Genomic DNA, 15,317 nt, shown 5'->3' with positions numbered 1-15,317 from the left:
GGCAAGCCGGGGGTCATCAAAAGGGGGTAATAGTTTACGCGCCCTACTTTGACCAGAACAGACCCGAGCTGCATGGTTCGACGCCACAGGAGACGGCAAATGGCCTCAGCATCACGCGCTACCCCCGATAAACTGCCCGCTTGGCAGACACTAAAACAGCATGCCGAGGAACTCAAAAGCGTTCATTTAAAGACGTTGTTTGGCTCGGATCGCAGCCGCTGGTCACACTTTACCCGTCATGTGGCAGGCCTGACGCTAGATCTTTCCAAGCAGCGCTGGGATGACGATACGCTAGAGCACCTGTTAGCCCTGGCCCAGGATGCCGGCGTACCGGGGGCCATTGATGCTCTGCTGAGCGGTAAGCGGGTTAACGTCAGCGAGAACCGCCCGGCGCTGCATACCGCGCTGCGGTTGCCGGCCGATGCAACGCTGAACGTTGAAGGCGAAGACGTAGTGGCGGGGGTTCAGGAAAGTCTGGCGCAAATGGAGCGCTTGGTGTGTCGTTTGCACGCCGGGCAGTGGCGCGGGGCGACGGGCAAGCCCATTCGCCATGTGGTGAATTTAGGCGTCGGCGGCTCGGACCTAGGGCCGTTAATGGTGACGCACGCACTGGCTGACTACCGGCCTGAGAATATTCATCCCGTTGAGGTGCATTTTGCCTCGACAATGGACGGTTCGCAGCTGGCCGATTATTTAGGGCGTCTAAATCCCGAAACGACCATCTTTGTACTTTCTTCAAAGTCGTTTACCACTATTGATACGCTCTCCAACGCCAATACGGCCAGAGACTGGCTGTTGGGCCGTTTAACTCAGCATAGTGATTTTGTCAGCGCTCCACCGGTGAGCGCTGAGCTTATCGTACGTCAGCATTTTATCGGTGTGTCGGCCAGCCCCGAGAAAATGAGCGAGTGGGGGATTGCACCAGATCATCAGCTTAAATTCTGGGAGTGGGTAGGCGGGCGCTACTCGCTGTGGGGCACGATTGGTTTGCCGATTGCCCTGGTCGTGGGTATGGCGCATTTTCGCGAACTGCTGGCCGGTGCCCATGCCATGGACCGCCACTTCAGTGAAGCACCCATGGAAGACAATCTGCCCGTACTGCTGGCCCTGGCCGGTATCTGGAACGTCAACTTTTTGGATATCCGCGCTCACTCGATCCTGCCTTACGATGGCCGTCTGGAATATTTTGCCGCCTATCTTGAGCAGTTGGAAATGGAGTCCAACGGCAAGTCGGTCACCCGCCAGGGCCAGGCGGTCAGCTATTCGACCTGCCCGGTACTTTGGGGGCAGCTGGGCCCCAACGCCCAGCACGCGTTTTATCAATTGCTTCACCAGGGCACCCAGTCGGTTGTGTGTGACTTTATCGCCCCGCTCAAGCGTTATGATGAGGTCGAAGACCCGGACACCCGCCGCCACCTTAAAGCACAGCACCGGCTGGCGCTTGCCAACTGCTTCGCCCAATCCCGCGTTCTAATGCTGGGCGATGACGCCTTAGAAGATGATGGACCACGCCCTGAGCACAAACGCTACCGCGGCAACCAGCCATCGACTACAGTGCTGCTGGATAAGCTTACCCCTCACAGCCTGGGCGCTTTGATTGCGCTTTATGAGCACAAGGTGTTCGTGCAAGCGGTCATCTGGGATATCAATCCGTTTGACCAGTGGGGCGTGGAGCTTGGTAAGCAGATTGCCACCGATACCCAGGCGATTATCGACGGCGAAGGGGATGTCTCGCGTATGGATGCCTCCAGCCGCGGCTTGATCGAAGCGTTCTGGGCCGCCGAGCAGGATAAGTAGCTGCCGCGGTAGCTATAAATGCATGCAGCACTTTTCTTAATCAAGTAAAAGGCATGGCTGGATATACAGCTTTTTGCTATTCTAGCGATCTTTGTCAGCTGCCTGTACGAATCACAGGCAGCTGCCAGCTTTACCCTTCAGGAACCGACGTTACATGACCCAGTTTGATGCCTCTCAGTACGGCGCGAGTTCTATCGAAGTCCTGTCAGGGCTCGAGCCGGTACGTAAGCGTCCCGGTATGTACACCGATACCTCACGGCCCAATCACCTTGCTCAGGAGGTGATCGATAACAGCGTGGACGAAGCGCTGGCCGGCCACGCCTCTTTTATGCGTGTCATGTTGCACAGCGATGGGGGCATCGAGGTTCAGGATGACGGCCGAGGTATGCCGATTGACCTTCACCCCGAGCATGGCGTTTCAGGGGTGGAGCTGATTCTTACCAAGCTGCACTCAGGCGGTAAGTTCTCCTCTTCGAGCTATCGGTTTTCCGGTGGCCTTCACGGCGTGGGCGTCTCGGTCGTCAACGCGCTTTCACGGCGCCTGGAAGTAGAAGTAACTCGTGACGGCGCGCGTCATGCGATTGCCTTTGAGCATGGTGAAAAAGTCGAAAACCTGCATGAAATAGGCAAGGCTACCAAACGCGCCACGGGAACTCTGGTGCGGTTCTGGCCCGATGAAAGCTATTTCGACAGCCCCAAACTTGCGGTTTCAAGGCTCAAGCACCTGCTGCGTGCCAAGGCAGTACTCTGCCCAGGGCTTGCCGTTACGCTGGTTGAGCCAGATGGCACTAAAACCGAGTGGGCCTACGCTGACGGCCTGCGCGACTATCTGGCGGAAGCCACCGATGGCTATGAAGTATTGCCCAACGCTCCGTTTGTCGGTCACTTCAGTGATGACGAGCATGGCGTGGACTGGGCCATTCAATGGCTGCCTGAAGGTGGTGAATCGTTGCTGGAAAGCTACGTTAACCTGATTCCCACGCCGCAAGGCGGCACCCACGTTAATGGCTTTCGCTCTGGATTACTGGATGCACTGCGCGAGTTTTGTGAATATCGCAGTCTGCTTCCGCGCGGTATAAAGCTCACCGCAGATGATCTTTGGGAGCGCGCCTCTTTCGTGTTCTCGGTGAAAATGCTCGACCCCCAGTTTGCCGGGCAAACCAAAGAGCGCCTCTCCTCACGCACCATTGCAGGCTTTGTATCGGGCGTCGTAAAAGATGCGTTCTCACTGTGGCTAAACCACCATATTGATCAAGCCGAGCAACTGGCGGAACTGGTAATCAGCGCCGCCCAGCATCGCCAGAAAAAGGCTAAGAAAGTCGCCCGTAAAAAGGTTACGTCAGGCCCGGCGCTTCCGGGCAAGCTTGCTGACTGCTCGGGGCAGGACCCGTCGCTTAGCGAGCTGTTTCTGGTGGAGGGTGACTCGGCCGGGGGCAGCGCCAAGCAGGCCCGTAACCGTGAAACTCAGGCTATTCTTCCGCTGCGCGGTAAGATTTTGAATACCTGGGAAGTCGAGACCCACGACATTTATGGCTCTCAGGAAGTTCATGACATTGCGGTTGCCATTGGCGCGGACCCCAGTAGCGCGAATCTTGAAAAGCTGCGCTACCACAAGATTTGTATTCTTGCCGATGCGGACTCTGACGGGCTGCACATTGCCACGCTGCTGTGCGCGCTGTTTGTACGCCATTTCCCCGCGCTAGTGGATGCCGGCCGCGTGTTTGTCGCCATGCCACCCCTTTACCGCATCGATTTAGGTAAAGAGGTCCACTACGCCCTCGATGAGAGCGAAAAAAATGCCATTCTCAAACAGCTGTCCAAAAAACGTGGCACCCCAAACGTGCAGCGCTTCAAGGGCCTGGGTGAAATGAACCCGCTACAGCTGCGAGAAACCACCATGGCGGTCGAAACCCGACGCCTGGTACAGCTAACGCTGGAAGAGGGCGACGGCACCATGGAAATGATGGATATGCTGCTCGCCAAGAAGCGCGCTAGCGACCGCAAGAAATGGCTGGAAGATTACGGCAACCTCGCAGACATTGAGGTATAACTCCCGATGACCATGGATATTCAGGTAGCGGAAGGCGACGTCGAACGTCTCTCCTTGCGCGACTATACCGAAAAAGCGTACCTCGACTACTCGATGTACGTCATTTTAGACCGTGCGCTGCCCAATATTGGCGACGGCATGAAGCCTGTGCAGCGGCGGATCATTTACGCCATGCGTGAGTTGGCGCTTCACGCCAACGCCAAGTACAAAAAGTCAGCGCGTACCGTGGGCGACGTACTGGGTAAGTTTCACCCGCATGGCGACAGCGCCTGTTACGAAGCCATGGTGCTGATGGCGCAGTCGTTTAGCTATCGCTACCCCTTGGTCGATGGCCAGGGTAACTGGGGAAGCCCGGACGATCCCAAGTCGTTCGCGGCTATGCGCTATACCGAAGCCAAACTCTCCAAGTTTTCCGAAGTGCTGTTGGGCGAATTAGGCCAGGGTACTGTCGATTGGGTGCCCAATTTTGACGGCACCATGCAGGAGCCTCTCGTGCTGCCTGCCAAGCTACCCCATGTACTGCTCAATGGCGGTACCGGGATTGCGGTAGGGATGGCCACGGATATACCGCCGCATAACGTTGGTGAAGTGGTCGAAGCTACCTGCCATTTGCTGCGCAACCCTCAAGCGACCACGACCGACTTGATGGCGTTTGTGCCCGCGCCTGATTTTCCGACAGACGCAGAAATCATCACTCCCCCAGCCGACCTGCGTAAGCTTTATGAGTCAGGCCGCGGCTCGGTAAAACTGCGCGCTCGCTATGTTCGTGAAGACGCCAATATCGTGATCACCGCAGTGCCTTACCAGGTCAGCGGTGCCAAAGTGCTTGAACAGATCGCCGCGCAGATGCAGGCCAAGAAGCTGCCCATGGTTGCTGATCTTCGCGATGAGTCGACCCATGAAGAGCCCACGCGCCTGGTCATTGAGCCGCGCTCCAGCCGGGTGGACGTTGAGTCGCTTATGGCCCACCTGTTTGCCACCACGGATCTGGAAAAGAACGTGCGGGTGAATATGAACGTGATCGGCCTGGATGGCCGTCCGCGGGTCATGTCCCTGCCCGACATGCTGGGTGAGTGGCTACGCTTTCGCCGCACTACGGTGCGCCGTCGATTGGAGCACCGCTTAGGTAAGGTTGAAGATCGTCTGCATATTTTGGAAGGTTTGCTGACAGCCTATCTCAACCTTGACGAAGTGATCCGGATTATTCGCGAGGAAGATGACCCGAAAGCTTCACTCATCACCGCCTTTAGTCTCTCAGAGCGTCAGGCGGAAGCGATTCTCGAGCTACGCCTGCGTCATCTTGCCAAGCTTGAAGAGATGAAGATTCGCGGCGAGCAGGATGAGCTGGAAAAAGAACGGAAACAGCTCCAGGGGCTGCTGGGAAGCGAAGCAAAACTGACCACGCTGATCGAAAAAGAGATCCGCGCGGCGGGTAAAGAGCACGGCGACGAGCGCCGCTCACCGCTGGTTGAGCGCAGTGAAGCCAAGGCGCTTTCGGAAGTCGAGCTGCTGGGTGCCGACCCGATCACCGTGGTGCTGTCTGATAAAGGCTGGATCCGCGCCGCCAAAGGCCATGATATTGATCCAGAGGGGCTTTCCTATAAAGCCGGGGATAGTTTCCATCTGGCGGCCCGGGGTAAAACCAATCAGCCTCTAGTACTGCTGGATGATACGGGGCGCGCTTATACCTTGGCCGCCCACAACCTGCCCAGCGCGCGGGGCCAGGGTGAACCAGTGACTGGGCGGGCGAATGTATCGGCAGGGGCGCAAATGGCAGGGCTAATGCTTGCCCCGCCTGAGCGGCGCTTTGTATTGGCAAGCGACGGTGGTTACGGCTTTATGGCCCGCCTGGATGCACTCACTGGTAAAAATAAAGCCGGTAAAGCGGTGCTCAGCGTACCCAAAGGCTGCAGCGTAATGGCACCGATCGAAGTGCCTGATGGTGAAGAGCTTTGGGTAGCGTCGGTGTCTAACGAAGGCCGGTTACTGCTGTTTCCGCTTGAGCAGCTGCCTGAAATGACCAAGGGCAAAGGCAATAAGATGCTCGATATCCCCGGCCCCAGGGCTACACGCCGGGAAGAGTTCGTACGTGATATTACCATTCTCAGCGCAACCGATGCGTTGCTGATTCACGCCGGTAAGCGAAAACTCACGCTCAAGGCGGATGATTTGGCATATTATCGCGGCGAAAGAGGTCGGCGAGGCAGTAAGTTGCCGCGCGGCTTCCAAAAAGTTGACCGGCTAGAGGCGGGAGAGTAACTCATGACAAAACGTTGTTTGATTCGCGCAACGGGTGTGGCACGCCCCGGCCAGCTAGAGGGCCTGGGCAAAGCATTTGCCAGCACGGGGGCGCAGCTTTTGGATATCAACCAAAGCGTGACGTTTGGCATGCTTTCCCTGGAAGCGCTGGTGGGGCTTGAGCACGATAATGCCTTGGAGGCGACGCTAAGTGAAGCGGGCGACGCGCTAGGGCTGGATGTGCAGGCGATTAAGGTTAACCCCGATGATTATCAGCGCTGGAGCAATGAAGCAAGCCAGCCTCGGCTGATTTTGACGCTGCTGGCGCCGAATTTACCGGCAGGCATCCTGGCCGAAGTCGGCATTCTAACGGCCGAGTTTGGTTTAACGGTCGAGCTGATTCATCGGCTTTCAGGGCGTGAGTTGCTGGATGGTAGCGCGCCTGCTGGCGGTGCCTGCGTCGAGTGTTGGCTTCGTGGGGATGATGCCAATATCGAAGCGCTGCGTGAAAAGGCGTTGGCGCTAGGCGCCGAGCATGGCGTGGATATTGCCATTCAGGAAGACTCGATCTGGCGTCGTCATCGTCGCCTGGTGTGCTTCGATATGGATTCCACGCTGATCAAAGCCGAAGTGATCGATGAGCTGGCCCGGCATCACGGGGTGGGTGATGAGGTTGCCGAGGTGACCGAGCGCGCCATGCGTGGCGAGCTGGACTTCCAGGAAAGCTTTCGCGAACGCATGAGCAAGCTTAAAGGCCTCGATGAGTCGGTGTTGATCAAGATCGCCGAAGAGCTGCCGTTGATGGACGGCGTTGAGCGGTTAATGGCTAACTTAAAGCGCTTTGGCTACCGCACCGTGATTCTGTCCGGCGGCTTTACCTACTTTGCCTGTCATTTACAGGAGAAGCTTGGCTTTGATGAGATTCATGCCAATGAGCTGGTAATTGAAAACGGTAAGGTCACCGGTGAAGTGAAGGCACCTATCGTTGATGCCGAGCGTAAAGCAGAGCTTTTGGAGCAGATCGCACTGCGTGAAGGCTTTACGCTGGAGCAGACCATTGCCGTGGGCGATGGGGCCAACGATCTCAAAATGTTGGCTAAGGCGGGGTTGGGCATCGCGTTTCGGGCCAAACCACTGGTGCGCGCCCAGGCGCGTCAGGCTATCTCTACGCTGGGCATTGACGCTGTGTTGTATCTGATTGGCTATCGTCAAACGGATTTGATCGATTAAGCGTTTTGCTCGTAACCAATGAGTCGGTGCGTAACATACCGACTCATGGTTAATGGTCTGATGAATCTATCAGTTACATGATCGAGGAGAGCGCCACGCCTTGATACTCGTGACTCAGGTGTTCAAGCCTTGCCGCTTCGCTTTCGCTAAGTGCTGGCGAGTCCCATAGCGGGTTACCTTGTGCATCGTTAAGGCCTTCCACCGTTACTGTAAGCGTTACATTGCTGGGTATCTGCGTATTACCCCATGCGCTGAAGCGGTTAGGCGCCAGGCGCCATGTAGCCGTTTCACCTGCTTCAAGGCCGCCTGCGATCACGTAGTAGAACGTTTCATCAATCCAGGGAACGGATCGCTCAGTGCTGGTCACCACACCTCTTAAAAATACCTGCGAGACGGCCTGCTCAGTGTTATTGGTAACCTCAATATCCACTGCTGGCTCCGGCGTGCCGTAAGGGCTTTGGCTCATATAGTAGCGCGCGCTATCAATACTAAAGCGCTCCCGATGCTCGCGGTCTTTTTCAGCCTGCGTTTGCTTTTCAGTCAACCGGGCAAGCGTTGTAATAGCCTGTTCGCGCTCTCTGGCGCGCCTTTCACGTAAAATATCGTCGGCGCGGTCAATTACCTGATCGCCCGTTAAACCATGCATGCGCACGTTGGCAGACTCAGCGATTTCCGCTGCATTCATACGCTGGGGGCTAAGTAGCGCCACGCTGCTAAAGCTGGGCATTGCCATGATCGCGAGCGCTTTATCAAACTCATCGCGCTTATAAGCAGGCATTGCCTCACGTACATTCTCAATTGAGACAACCGCGGCCGGCATCGAGCTAGTATCTATTTTGGGGTCTGAGCAACCGGCGACCATAACCAACGAGAGCGTTATGGCAGACAGGCGTAGGAGGCTCCACATACATTCACCTCAAGATGGTCAAAATCGCAGTGGAGCTTACTGGAAAGTGCCGCCGCTCACTACTGTTCATAACTAATGTTTTTAATCTTCATCATGCTTCCCCTGGCTTGAAGCATGGCTTAAAAAAAAGCGCTGGCAGTTTGCCAGCGCTTTGTCGGTTAGATACGTGCTTTTTTAGCCGTGGCCTTTATCGGGATGGGGGACGGGCTTATCACCGACTTCCTCGTCGCGTAACTCAAAAGGCTTGCCGCCGGTGGTGTCCGTATGGCGAAGCTGCATATGCAAACCCGTTTTGGCCAGCAAATGTGCGCTAACCGGCGCGGTAATAAACAGAAACAGCGTAATCAACATTTCCTGAATATCCGGCTTGCCGTCAAGACTCCAGAAATACAGCATTGAGGCAATCAGCATACAGCCAATGCCCAGCGTGGTGGCCTTGGTAGGTCCGTGTAAGCGCATATAAAAATCGCGCAAGTGCGCCATACCCAACGAGCCGATAAATACAAACACACCGCCTGCAATCAGCAATAGCGAAGTAATGGCTTCTACGAGTAGCGACATTGAAATGCCTCCTTATAGCGGGCCGTCATTAATCGCGTCATCATTCGATAATGTCTCCGCGCAGAATGTATTTGCACACGGCCACGGTGCTGATAAAGCCAAGCATGGCAATCAGCAGTGCCGATTCGAAATAGGTTTTGCTGTTCAGCCAAAGCCCAAGCAGTACGATCAAAGCGATGGAGTTGACGTACATGGTATCCAGTGCCAGCACCCTATCCGGCATGTCCGGGCCCACGGTCAAGCGGAACAGGTTCATCAGCAACGCCAGCACTACCAGCGTTAAGGTGATATACAACGCAGCATCTAACATTCGTAAATCTCCTTAAGCGGCCGCTCGTAACGCTCGCGAATTTGTTCGATCAAAGCTTCTTCATCATCCACATTTAACGCATGAATCAACAGCGATTTGCCGTCCAGCCGCAAATTTGCCGATACCGTACCCGGCGTGAGGCTAATGGTGCTGGCCAGCAGGGTAATGGTAAAGCGTTCCTCGAGCATCAGGGGGTATTCGATGAAATGCGGTTTCAGCGTGCGCCACGGGTTGGCAATTAAATAGGCCACTTCGAAGTTAGCGGTGACAATATCACCTAACACGCGAAGCACGTAGCGCAGCAGTTTGAAGGGCTTCTTTATACGCGGCTTTGAATCCCAGAAGCGGTAGGTGAGCAGGGGAATCAGAATCGCCAGCGCACCGCCTAGTACGAACTGTCCAAATGCATAGCTGCGCGCTAGCAGCAGCCATACGATGAGTAGCAGAATCGATAGAACCGGTGTTGGTAACCAAGAACGCGGCGCAATCATGGTGCCTCCCCAGCGTTAGAAATTAACGTATCAATCAGGCGTTGTGGGTGGCTTAGCTGTTCGGCCGTGGCTTGAGTGTAGTCGCTTATCGGGCCTGCCAGAGCGACCAGAATAGGCGCCGCGCTGAGTAGCCAGACGACCCCAAACCATTGACGACGCGCCAAACGGCTGCCGCTGAAACTACCGCGGTGGCTTCTCCAGAACAGGGTAGAACCTGCCCGGGAAAGAGCGACGAGCGATGCCAAGCTTGCGAGTAACAGCAGTGGCCATAACCACAGGCGCTGGGTACCTTCTGCTGCGTTAAGCATCAATGCCTTACCCACGGCCCCTGATAGTGGCGGCATGCCAATAACCGCGATAGCCCCGATAAAGAACAGCAGCGCCAAGGCATTGCCTTGCACCATAGGGCGGCCTTTGACGATACGCGTACCCGCTTTACCCCGCTGCAGGCCGATCATTTCCGCCAGCAGGAAAAGCCCACCGGTGATTAGCGTGGTATGCATCAGGTAATAAAGCAGGGCCGAAATAGCTTGAGGCGAGCGCATGCCGACGCCAGCAAGCAGCGTACCCACAGAAATAAGCACCAGATAGGCAACCAGCAGACGCAAATCACGTGCGGCAATAACGCCTATGCCAGCCACCGCAAGGGTTGCCAATGCCAGCCACCAAATCCAGGACTGTTCTAGCGCGTCAAGCGTGCCTGCGCTTTCGCTAAAGATAAGCGAGTACACGCGCAGGATCGCGTAAATGCCGACTTTGGTCATGATGGCAAACAGAGCCGCTACCGGCGCGGGCGCCGCTGCGTAAGCACGTGGCAGCCAGAAATACAGCGGTACGATAGCGGCCTTTAAGCCAAACACCACTAGCAGCATGAGTGCACCCGCCGTCACCAAACCCTGGCGCTCGGCAGGCAGGTCCACTAAACGCTGCCCCATATCGGCCATGTTGAGCGTGCCGGTGGCGCCATAAAGAATGCCCACGGCAATTAGGAAAAGCGATGAACCCGCCAGGTTCAAAACCACATAGTGAACGCTTGCCTGAATGCGCGCCTTGCCTCCGCCATGCAGCAGCAGGGCATAAGAGGCGAGCAGTAGTACTTCGAAAAACACAAACAGGTTGAACAGGTCACCGGTTAAAAAGGCGCCGTTAATACCCAACAGCTGCCACTGAAACAGACCATGGAAGTTACTGCCTTTTTCATCGTCCCCGGCGCAGGCAAACACCACCGCACCGACCGCCAATAGAGCGGTAATCAACAGCATTAGAGCCGAAAGACGATCAAGCACCAAGACGATACCAAACGGTGGCTGCCAGTCGCCCAGGGCGTAGTAAACAATCTCTCCCTGTGCTGCGGTTTTTACCAGACTGATCGCCGCCAGCAGTATCAAAACCGTCGCAACGACGCTGACAATGCGCTTATAACGAACCAAACCTTGGCGTTGATAGAGCAGCAAAATACCTGCCACCAACGGGACTACTACGGGTAAAACGATTAAATGTTGAATCATTCACGGTCTTCCTTTCTGCCGTCTACGTGGTCGTTACCCGCTTCACTGCGGGCACGCATGGCAAGAATTACGACAAACGCGGTCATGGCAAAACCGATGACGATGGCCGTGAGCACTAGCGCTTGAGGTAGCGGGTCGGCATAAGCGCCGTCCCCGTTGACGATGGTGGCACCATCAGTGGTAAGGCCGCCCATGGAGAAAAGAAACAGGTTCACCGCGTAAGACGTAAGCGTTAGCCCAACCACGACGGGAAACGTGCGCCCGCGCAGGGTTAAATACAGGCCACATGCGGTTAATACGCCGGTGGTGATCGCGTAAAGGGTTTCCATCAATTAGGCTCCTTGGCGGGTAACTGAGCGGCGGGAGTCTCCGGCTCTTTAGGGTCGGTGACCGGGCGGTGCGCAGTGGTTACCTTGCCCAGGTTGGCAAGGATCATCAGCGTGGCGCCTACCACAGCTAGGTAAACTCCAAGATCAAATAACAGCGCAGTGGCCAGCTCAAACTTGCCGATTCCCGGCAGGCTGAAGTAGCCAAACGCCGAGGTAAGGAAGGGATAACCAAACAGCCAACTTCCCAGGCCGGTTAACGTGGCGATCGCCACACCGACCACGGCGACAGGCTGGAAGGGGAAGTCCAGGCGCGCCTGGGCCCATGCAACACCGCGTGCCATATACAGCAGAATAAGCGCAACGGCGGTAATCAGGCCGGCAATAAAACCGCCGCCAGGCTGGTTGTGGCCGCGTAGGAAAATAAATGCTGATACCAATAACGCTAGGGGTAATAACGTCATTGAGATCGAGGTCAAAATGGCCGGGTAGCGATCGGGCGACCACACACGGCCTTCGCCATCACTATGGGGCATAAACAGGCGCAAGCGGTTAAGCAGCTTAAAGATAGCCAGGCCTGCCAATGCCAGTACGGTAATTTCACCGAGGGTATCGAAACCGCGGAAATCGACCAGGATTACGTTGACGACGTTATGTCCACCGCCACCGGGCACGCTGTTTTCCATAAAGAAATTGGAGATCGACAGGGTGTCGCGGGTCATGACTGCGTAGTTAAGGCTTGCCACGACCAGACCCAGCGAGCCTGCCAGCAGCATATCGCGCACGTTGCGCATAGGGCTCGACTCGCGCGGCGTTTTTTGCGGCAGGAAGAACAGCGCAAGCATTAGCAGGATCATGGTCACTACCTCAACGGAAAGCTGAGTAAGCGCCAAGTCAGGGGCTGAAAAGCGGGCAAAGGTAAGGGCGACAAAAAGGCCTACCACTGACAGCATTAACAGCGAAATTAGCCGGTAGCGGTGGGTGGCCGCCGTCGCAATACCGCCAAAAATCAGCATGCCGGCCCCAAGCACGACAATGCCATCCGTCGGCTGATTGCCTTTAGCGCCCGTGAGTATGTCGATTTGCACGAGCCCCAGTACGCCCATGCAAAGCGCCGCCAACAATAGCCAGCTCATAAACCGCTGTAGCGAATTGCCATCCAGAGCCGCAATAATCTGCTCGGCACGATAGCCGATTGCAACTAACGAGCGCTCAAACACTCGCCGAGCATCGACGCTTGCGAAGGGCTGAAGGAAGCGGCGTAAGTCAGCATGACGCCAATACAGGAGGGCACCTACCGCAAAGGCGATCATGCTCATCACGAGCGGTAGGTTAACGCCGTGCCAAATAGCCAGATGGAAATCCAGCGGCTCGCCAAGCACCGCTTGAGTAGCCAAGCCCAGCAGGTTGGTTGCAAAAAACGCCGGTAAAACGCCGACCGCAACACAAAGCACTACCAGTATTTCAACGGGCAGACGCATTAAATGCGGCGGCTCGTGGGGCGTTTTGGGTGAGGCTTCCTTGGGTGCTTTATAGAAAACCGCATGCACTAGCCGGATTGAGTAAGCGACCGAAAGAATGCCGCCGACGGTCGCAAGCGCGGGGATAAGCCAGCTAAGCCCGCCGAGCACAGGCGTGGCAAGCGTTTCGGTGAAGAACATTTCTTTGGATAAAAAGCCGTTGAACAGCGGTACGCCTGCCATGGCGGCTGAAGCAAAAATCGTCAGCAGCGCGGTGACCGGCATGGTTTTACGTAGGCCGCCCAGCTGCTTCAATTCGCGAGTACCTGCCTCGTGGTCAATAATGCCCGCACTCATAAACAGAGCCGCTTTAAAGGTCGCGTGGTTAATAATGTGGAAGAGTGCCGCGAGCACCGCCATAGGGCTGCCAATACCTAAGAGTACGGTGATCAGGCCCAAATGGCTGATAGTCGAAAACGCCAAAATGGCTTTGAGGTCGGTTTTAAACAACGCAAACCAGGCACCGTATAGCAGCGTAATAGAGCCCACCAAGGGCACGATAACGCTCCAAAGTTCGCTGCCAGCAATGGCGGGATGCAGGCGCGCCATTAGAAAAATGCCGGCTTTAACCATCGTTGCCGAATGCAGATAAGCCGATACCGGCGTAGGCGCGGCCATGGCATGGGGAAGCCAGAACTGAAATGGGAACTGGGCCGATTTGGTAAATGCCCCGAGCAGGACCAGAGCCAGCATGATGGGATAACGAGAGTCGGCCAGAATACGTTCGCTGCTGGCGAGAACGTCATCCATACGGTAACTGCCGGCCATATCACCTAGCAGCAATAAGCCTGCAAGTAGCGCTAAACCGCCTGCACCGGTCACGGTCAATGCCATGCGTGCACCTTTACGTGCATCGCTGCGATACGACCAAAAGCCAATCAACAAGAAAGAGGAAATACTGGTAAGTTCCCAGAACAGCCACAGCAGTATGAGGTTGTCAGACATCGAAATGCCGACCATGGACGCCATAAACAGCATCATAAAGGCATAAAAACGTCCATGTGGCTCATCTTTGGCAAGATAGAAATGGGCATACAACAAGATCAATAAGCCAATACCTAAAATCAGCATATTGAAAAGTAACGAAAGCCCATCAAGGCGAAAGGCCAGCTCAAGCCCGAGTTCAGGCATCCACGTGAAGCTAACGCGTAACGCCTCACCATCGAGCATTGCAGGTAACTGCATCAACGTTAGCAGTAAGGCAATTGCCGGCATTATGCCTGTTGCGAGTGAGCACAATGTGCGTCCGCGGTGGGCAGTGAGTGCCGGCACCAATACGCCCAGCAAAGGCAGTAAGGCTATCCACAGCAGTATCATGGGGTCATCCAGCGCTATTAATTCTAAAAAATGCCACCAAGTCGCTTCAGGGCGTACCGGTGGCGCAGGCTACGTTATAGGTTATATGGAACAAGAGGATATCACTTGTATGGTCGGTATGTGATTTTAGTATAAAGTGTGGCTGAAAACCGTTTAGAGACTCCTTGCTCCATGAGTGAACCGTTCAATACCTGGCAGTCGCGCTTTGAACAGCTGCGCAGCAACAAAATTTTTGAAAGCATTGTTATCTCCATTATCGTTCTCTCCGCGCTGATGATTGGTGCTAAAACCTATGAAGAAACAACGCGCATAGAGCAGTGGCTGCTCTATCTTGATATAGCGGTAACCGTATTCTTCCTGGTCGAGATTTTGATCAGAATGGCCGCTGAACGCACCTTGCTGAGCTTTTTCAAGAAAGGCTGGAACATCTTCGATTTCATCATTGTGACGGCCAGCCTGATCCCTATGGATGACTCGGAAATGGTGCTGCTGGCGCGGCTCTTACGGATTTTCCGGGTACTGCGCCTGGTGTCCATGATTCCTGAGCTGCAAATGCTGTTAGGCGCATTGCTGAAATCCATCCCACGGATGGGCTATGTCGTTCTACTGATGTTTATCATTTTTTACATCTACGCGGCGATTGGCAGCTTTCTTTTCCATAACGTCGATGAAGGGCTTTGGGGCAACATTGCGCTGGCGATGCTGACACTTTTCCAGGTGGCTACCTTTGAAAGCTGGGCAACCGCCGTGCTGTATCCCACGATGGAGGTTTACCCTTACGCCTGGATCTATTTCCTTACGTTTATCTTTTTGAATGCTTTCATCTTCCTGAACATGATGATTGGTATCGTGCTTGATGTAATGCAAAAAGAGAGCGCGCAAATGGCGCTGGATAACGGTGAGGGTGAAGAGGCCGAGTTAAAGGCATTACGCAATGACGTACGTGGGCTGCAAGCGCAGCTTGATCGTATGGAATCGGCGCTGAATCAGAGTAATACGCCCTCATCACAACAGGCGGCGGTCAGCCAGCCTGTTGATACGTCCAAAACCGTTTGAAATAAG

General features: G+C 55.2%; 12 protein-coding genes. 5 read left to right on the top strand and 7 right to left on the bottom strand.

The genetic code is table 11. The annotated features are described in order from the left end of the window. Positions 1–99 precede the first annotated feature (99 nt). From pgi to serB, 4 genes are all read left to right on the top strand, one after another. On the top strand, positions 100–1,797 hold the full coding sequence (gene pgi, locus ACT3XD_RS01010; protein ID WP_192537074.1) for a glucose-6-phosphate isomerase: 1,698 nt from the start codon (positions 100–102) through the stop codon (positions 1,795–1,797). Between the two features lie 154 nt (positions 1,798–1,951). Then, entirely contained in the window at positions 1,952–3,847 is a 1,896-nt protein-coding gene (parE, locus tag ACT3XD_RS01005) for a DNA topoisomerase IV subunit B (RefSeq protein ID WP_192537075.1), read from the top strand. A gap of 6 nt (positions 3,848–3,853) precedes the next feature. Further along, positions 3,854–6,106, top strand: coding sequence for a DNA topoisomerase IV subunit A (gene parC / locus ACT3XD_RS01000; RefSeq protein ID WP_192537076.1), 2,253 nt, complete (start codon positions 3,854–3,856; stop codon positions 6,104–6,106). 3 nt (positions 6,107–6,109) lie between these two features. Further along, entirely contained in the window at positions 6,110–7,315 is a 1,206-nt protein-coding gene (gene serB / locus ACT3XD_RS00995) for a phosphoserine phosphatase SerB (protein ID WP_192537077.1), read from the top strand. A gap of 73 nt (positions 7,316–7,388) precedes the next feature. Here the strand turns inward: serB and ACT3XD_RS00990 are convergent, their stop codons facing one another. The 7 genes from ACT3XD_RS00990 to ACT3XD_RS00960 all read right to left on the bottom strand — a co-directional run bounded on the left by ACT3XD_RS00990 (position 7,389) and on the right by ACT3XD_RS00960 (position 14,255). Beyond that, positions 7,389–8,222 (bottom strand): DUF6694 family lipoprotein, encoded by an 834-nt coding sequence (locus ACT3XD_RS00990; protein WP_318782734.1) that lies wholly within the window; start codon positions 8,220–8,222, stop codon positions 7,389–7,391. 174 nt (positions 8,223–8,396) lie between these two features. Beyond that, positions 8,397–8,783, bottom strand: coding sequence for a Na+/H+ antiporter subunit G (locus ACT3XD_RS00985; protein ID WP_192537078.1), 387 nt, complete (start codon positions 8,781–8,783; stop codon positions 8,397–8,399). A 40-nt stretch (positions 8,784–8,823) separates the two neighbouring features. Further along, complete coding sequence (locus tag ACT3XD_RS00980) at positions 8,824–9,093, bottom strand: K+/H+ antiporter subunit F (RefSeq protein WP_018915660.1); 270 nt, start codon at positions 9,091–9,093, stop codon at positions 8,824–8,826. Next, positions 9,087–9,584, bottom strand: coding sequence for a Na+/H+ antiporter subunit E (locus tag ACT3XD_RS00975; RefSeq protein WP_018915661.1), 498 nt, complete (start codon positions 9,582–9,584; stop codon positions 9,087–9,089). The genes ACT3XD_RS00980 and ACT3XD_RS00975 overlap by 7 nt, the downstream gene beginning before the upstream one ends. Beyond that, a complete protein-coding gene (locus ACT3XD_RS00970; RefSeq protein ID WP_192537079.1) occupies positions 9,581–11,092 on the bottom strand; it encodes a monovalent cation/H+ antiporter subunit D in 1,512 nt (503 codons plus the stop codon). Before ACT3XD_RS00970 ends, ACT3XD_RS00975 begins: the two co-directional genes overlap by 4 nt. Next, entirely contained in the window at positions 11,089–11,421 is a 333-nt protein-coding gene (locus ACT3XD_RS00965) for a Na+/H+ antiporter subunit C (protein WP_018915663.1), read from the bottom strand. Before ACT3XD_RS00965 ends, ACT3XD_RS00970 begins: the two co-directional genes overlap by 4 nt. After that, positions 11,421–14,255 (bottom strand): monovalent cation/H+ antiporter subunit A, encoded by a 2,835-nt coding sequence (locus tag ACT3XD_RS00960; RefSeq protein ID WP_192537080.1) that lies wholly within the window; start codon positions 14,253–14,255, stop codon positions 11,421–11,423. The genes ACT3XD_RS00965 and ACT3XD_RS00960 overlap by 1 nt, the downstream gene beginning before the upstream one ends. Positions 14,256–14,426: 171 nt before the next feature. On the opposite strand from ACT3XD_RS00960, the gene ACT3XD_RS00955 reads away from it, so the two are divergent. Next, on the top strand, positions 14,427–15,311 hold the full coding sequence (locus ACT3XD_RS00955) for an ion transporter (RefSeq protein WP_192537081.1): 885 nt from the start codon (positions 14,427–14,429) through the stop codon (positions 15,309–15,311). Positions 15,312–15,317 lie beyond the last annotated feature (6 nt).

This window comes from Halomonas sp. AOP7-B1-5, from assembly GCF_052353045.1.
GTDB lineage: Bacteria > Pseudomonadota > Gammaproteobacteria > Pseudomonadales > Halomonadaceae > Vreelandella > Vreelandella colorata.
Note: the sequence above shows the minus strand (reverse complement) of the source record. Positions and strands in the feature narration are given on the sequence as shown.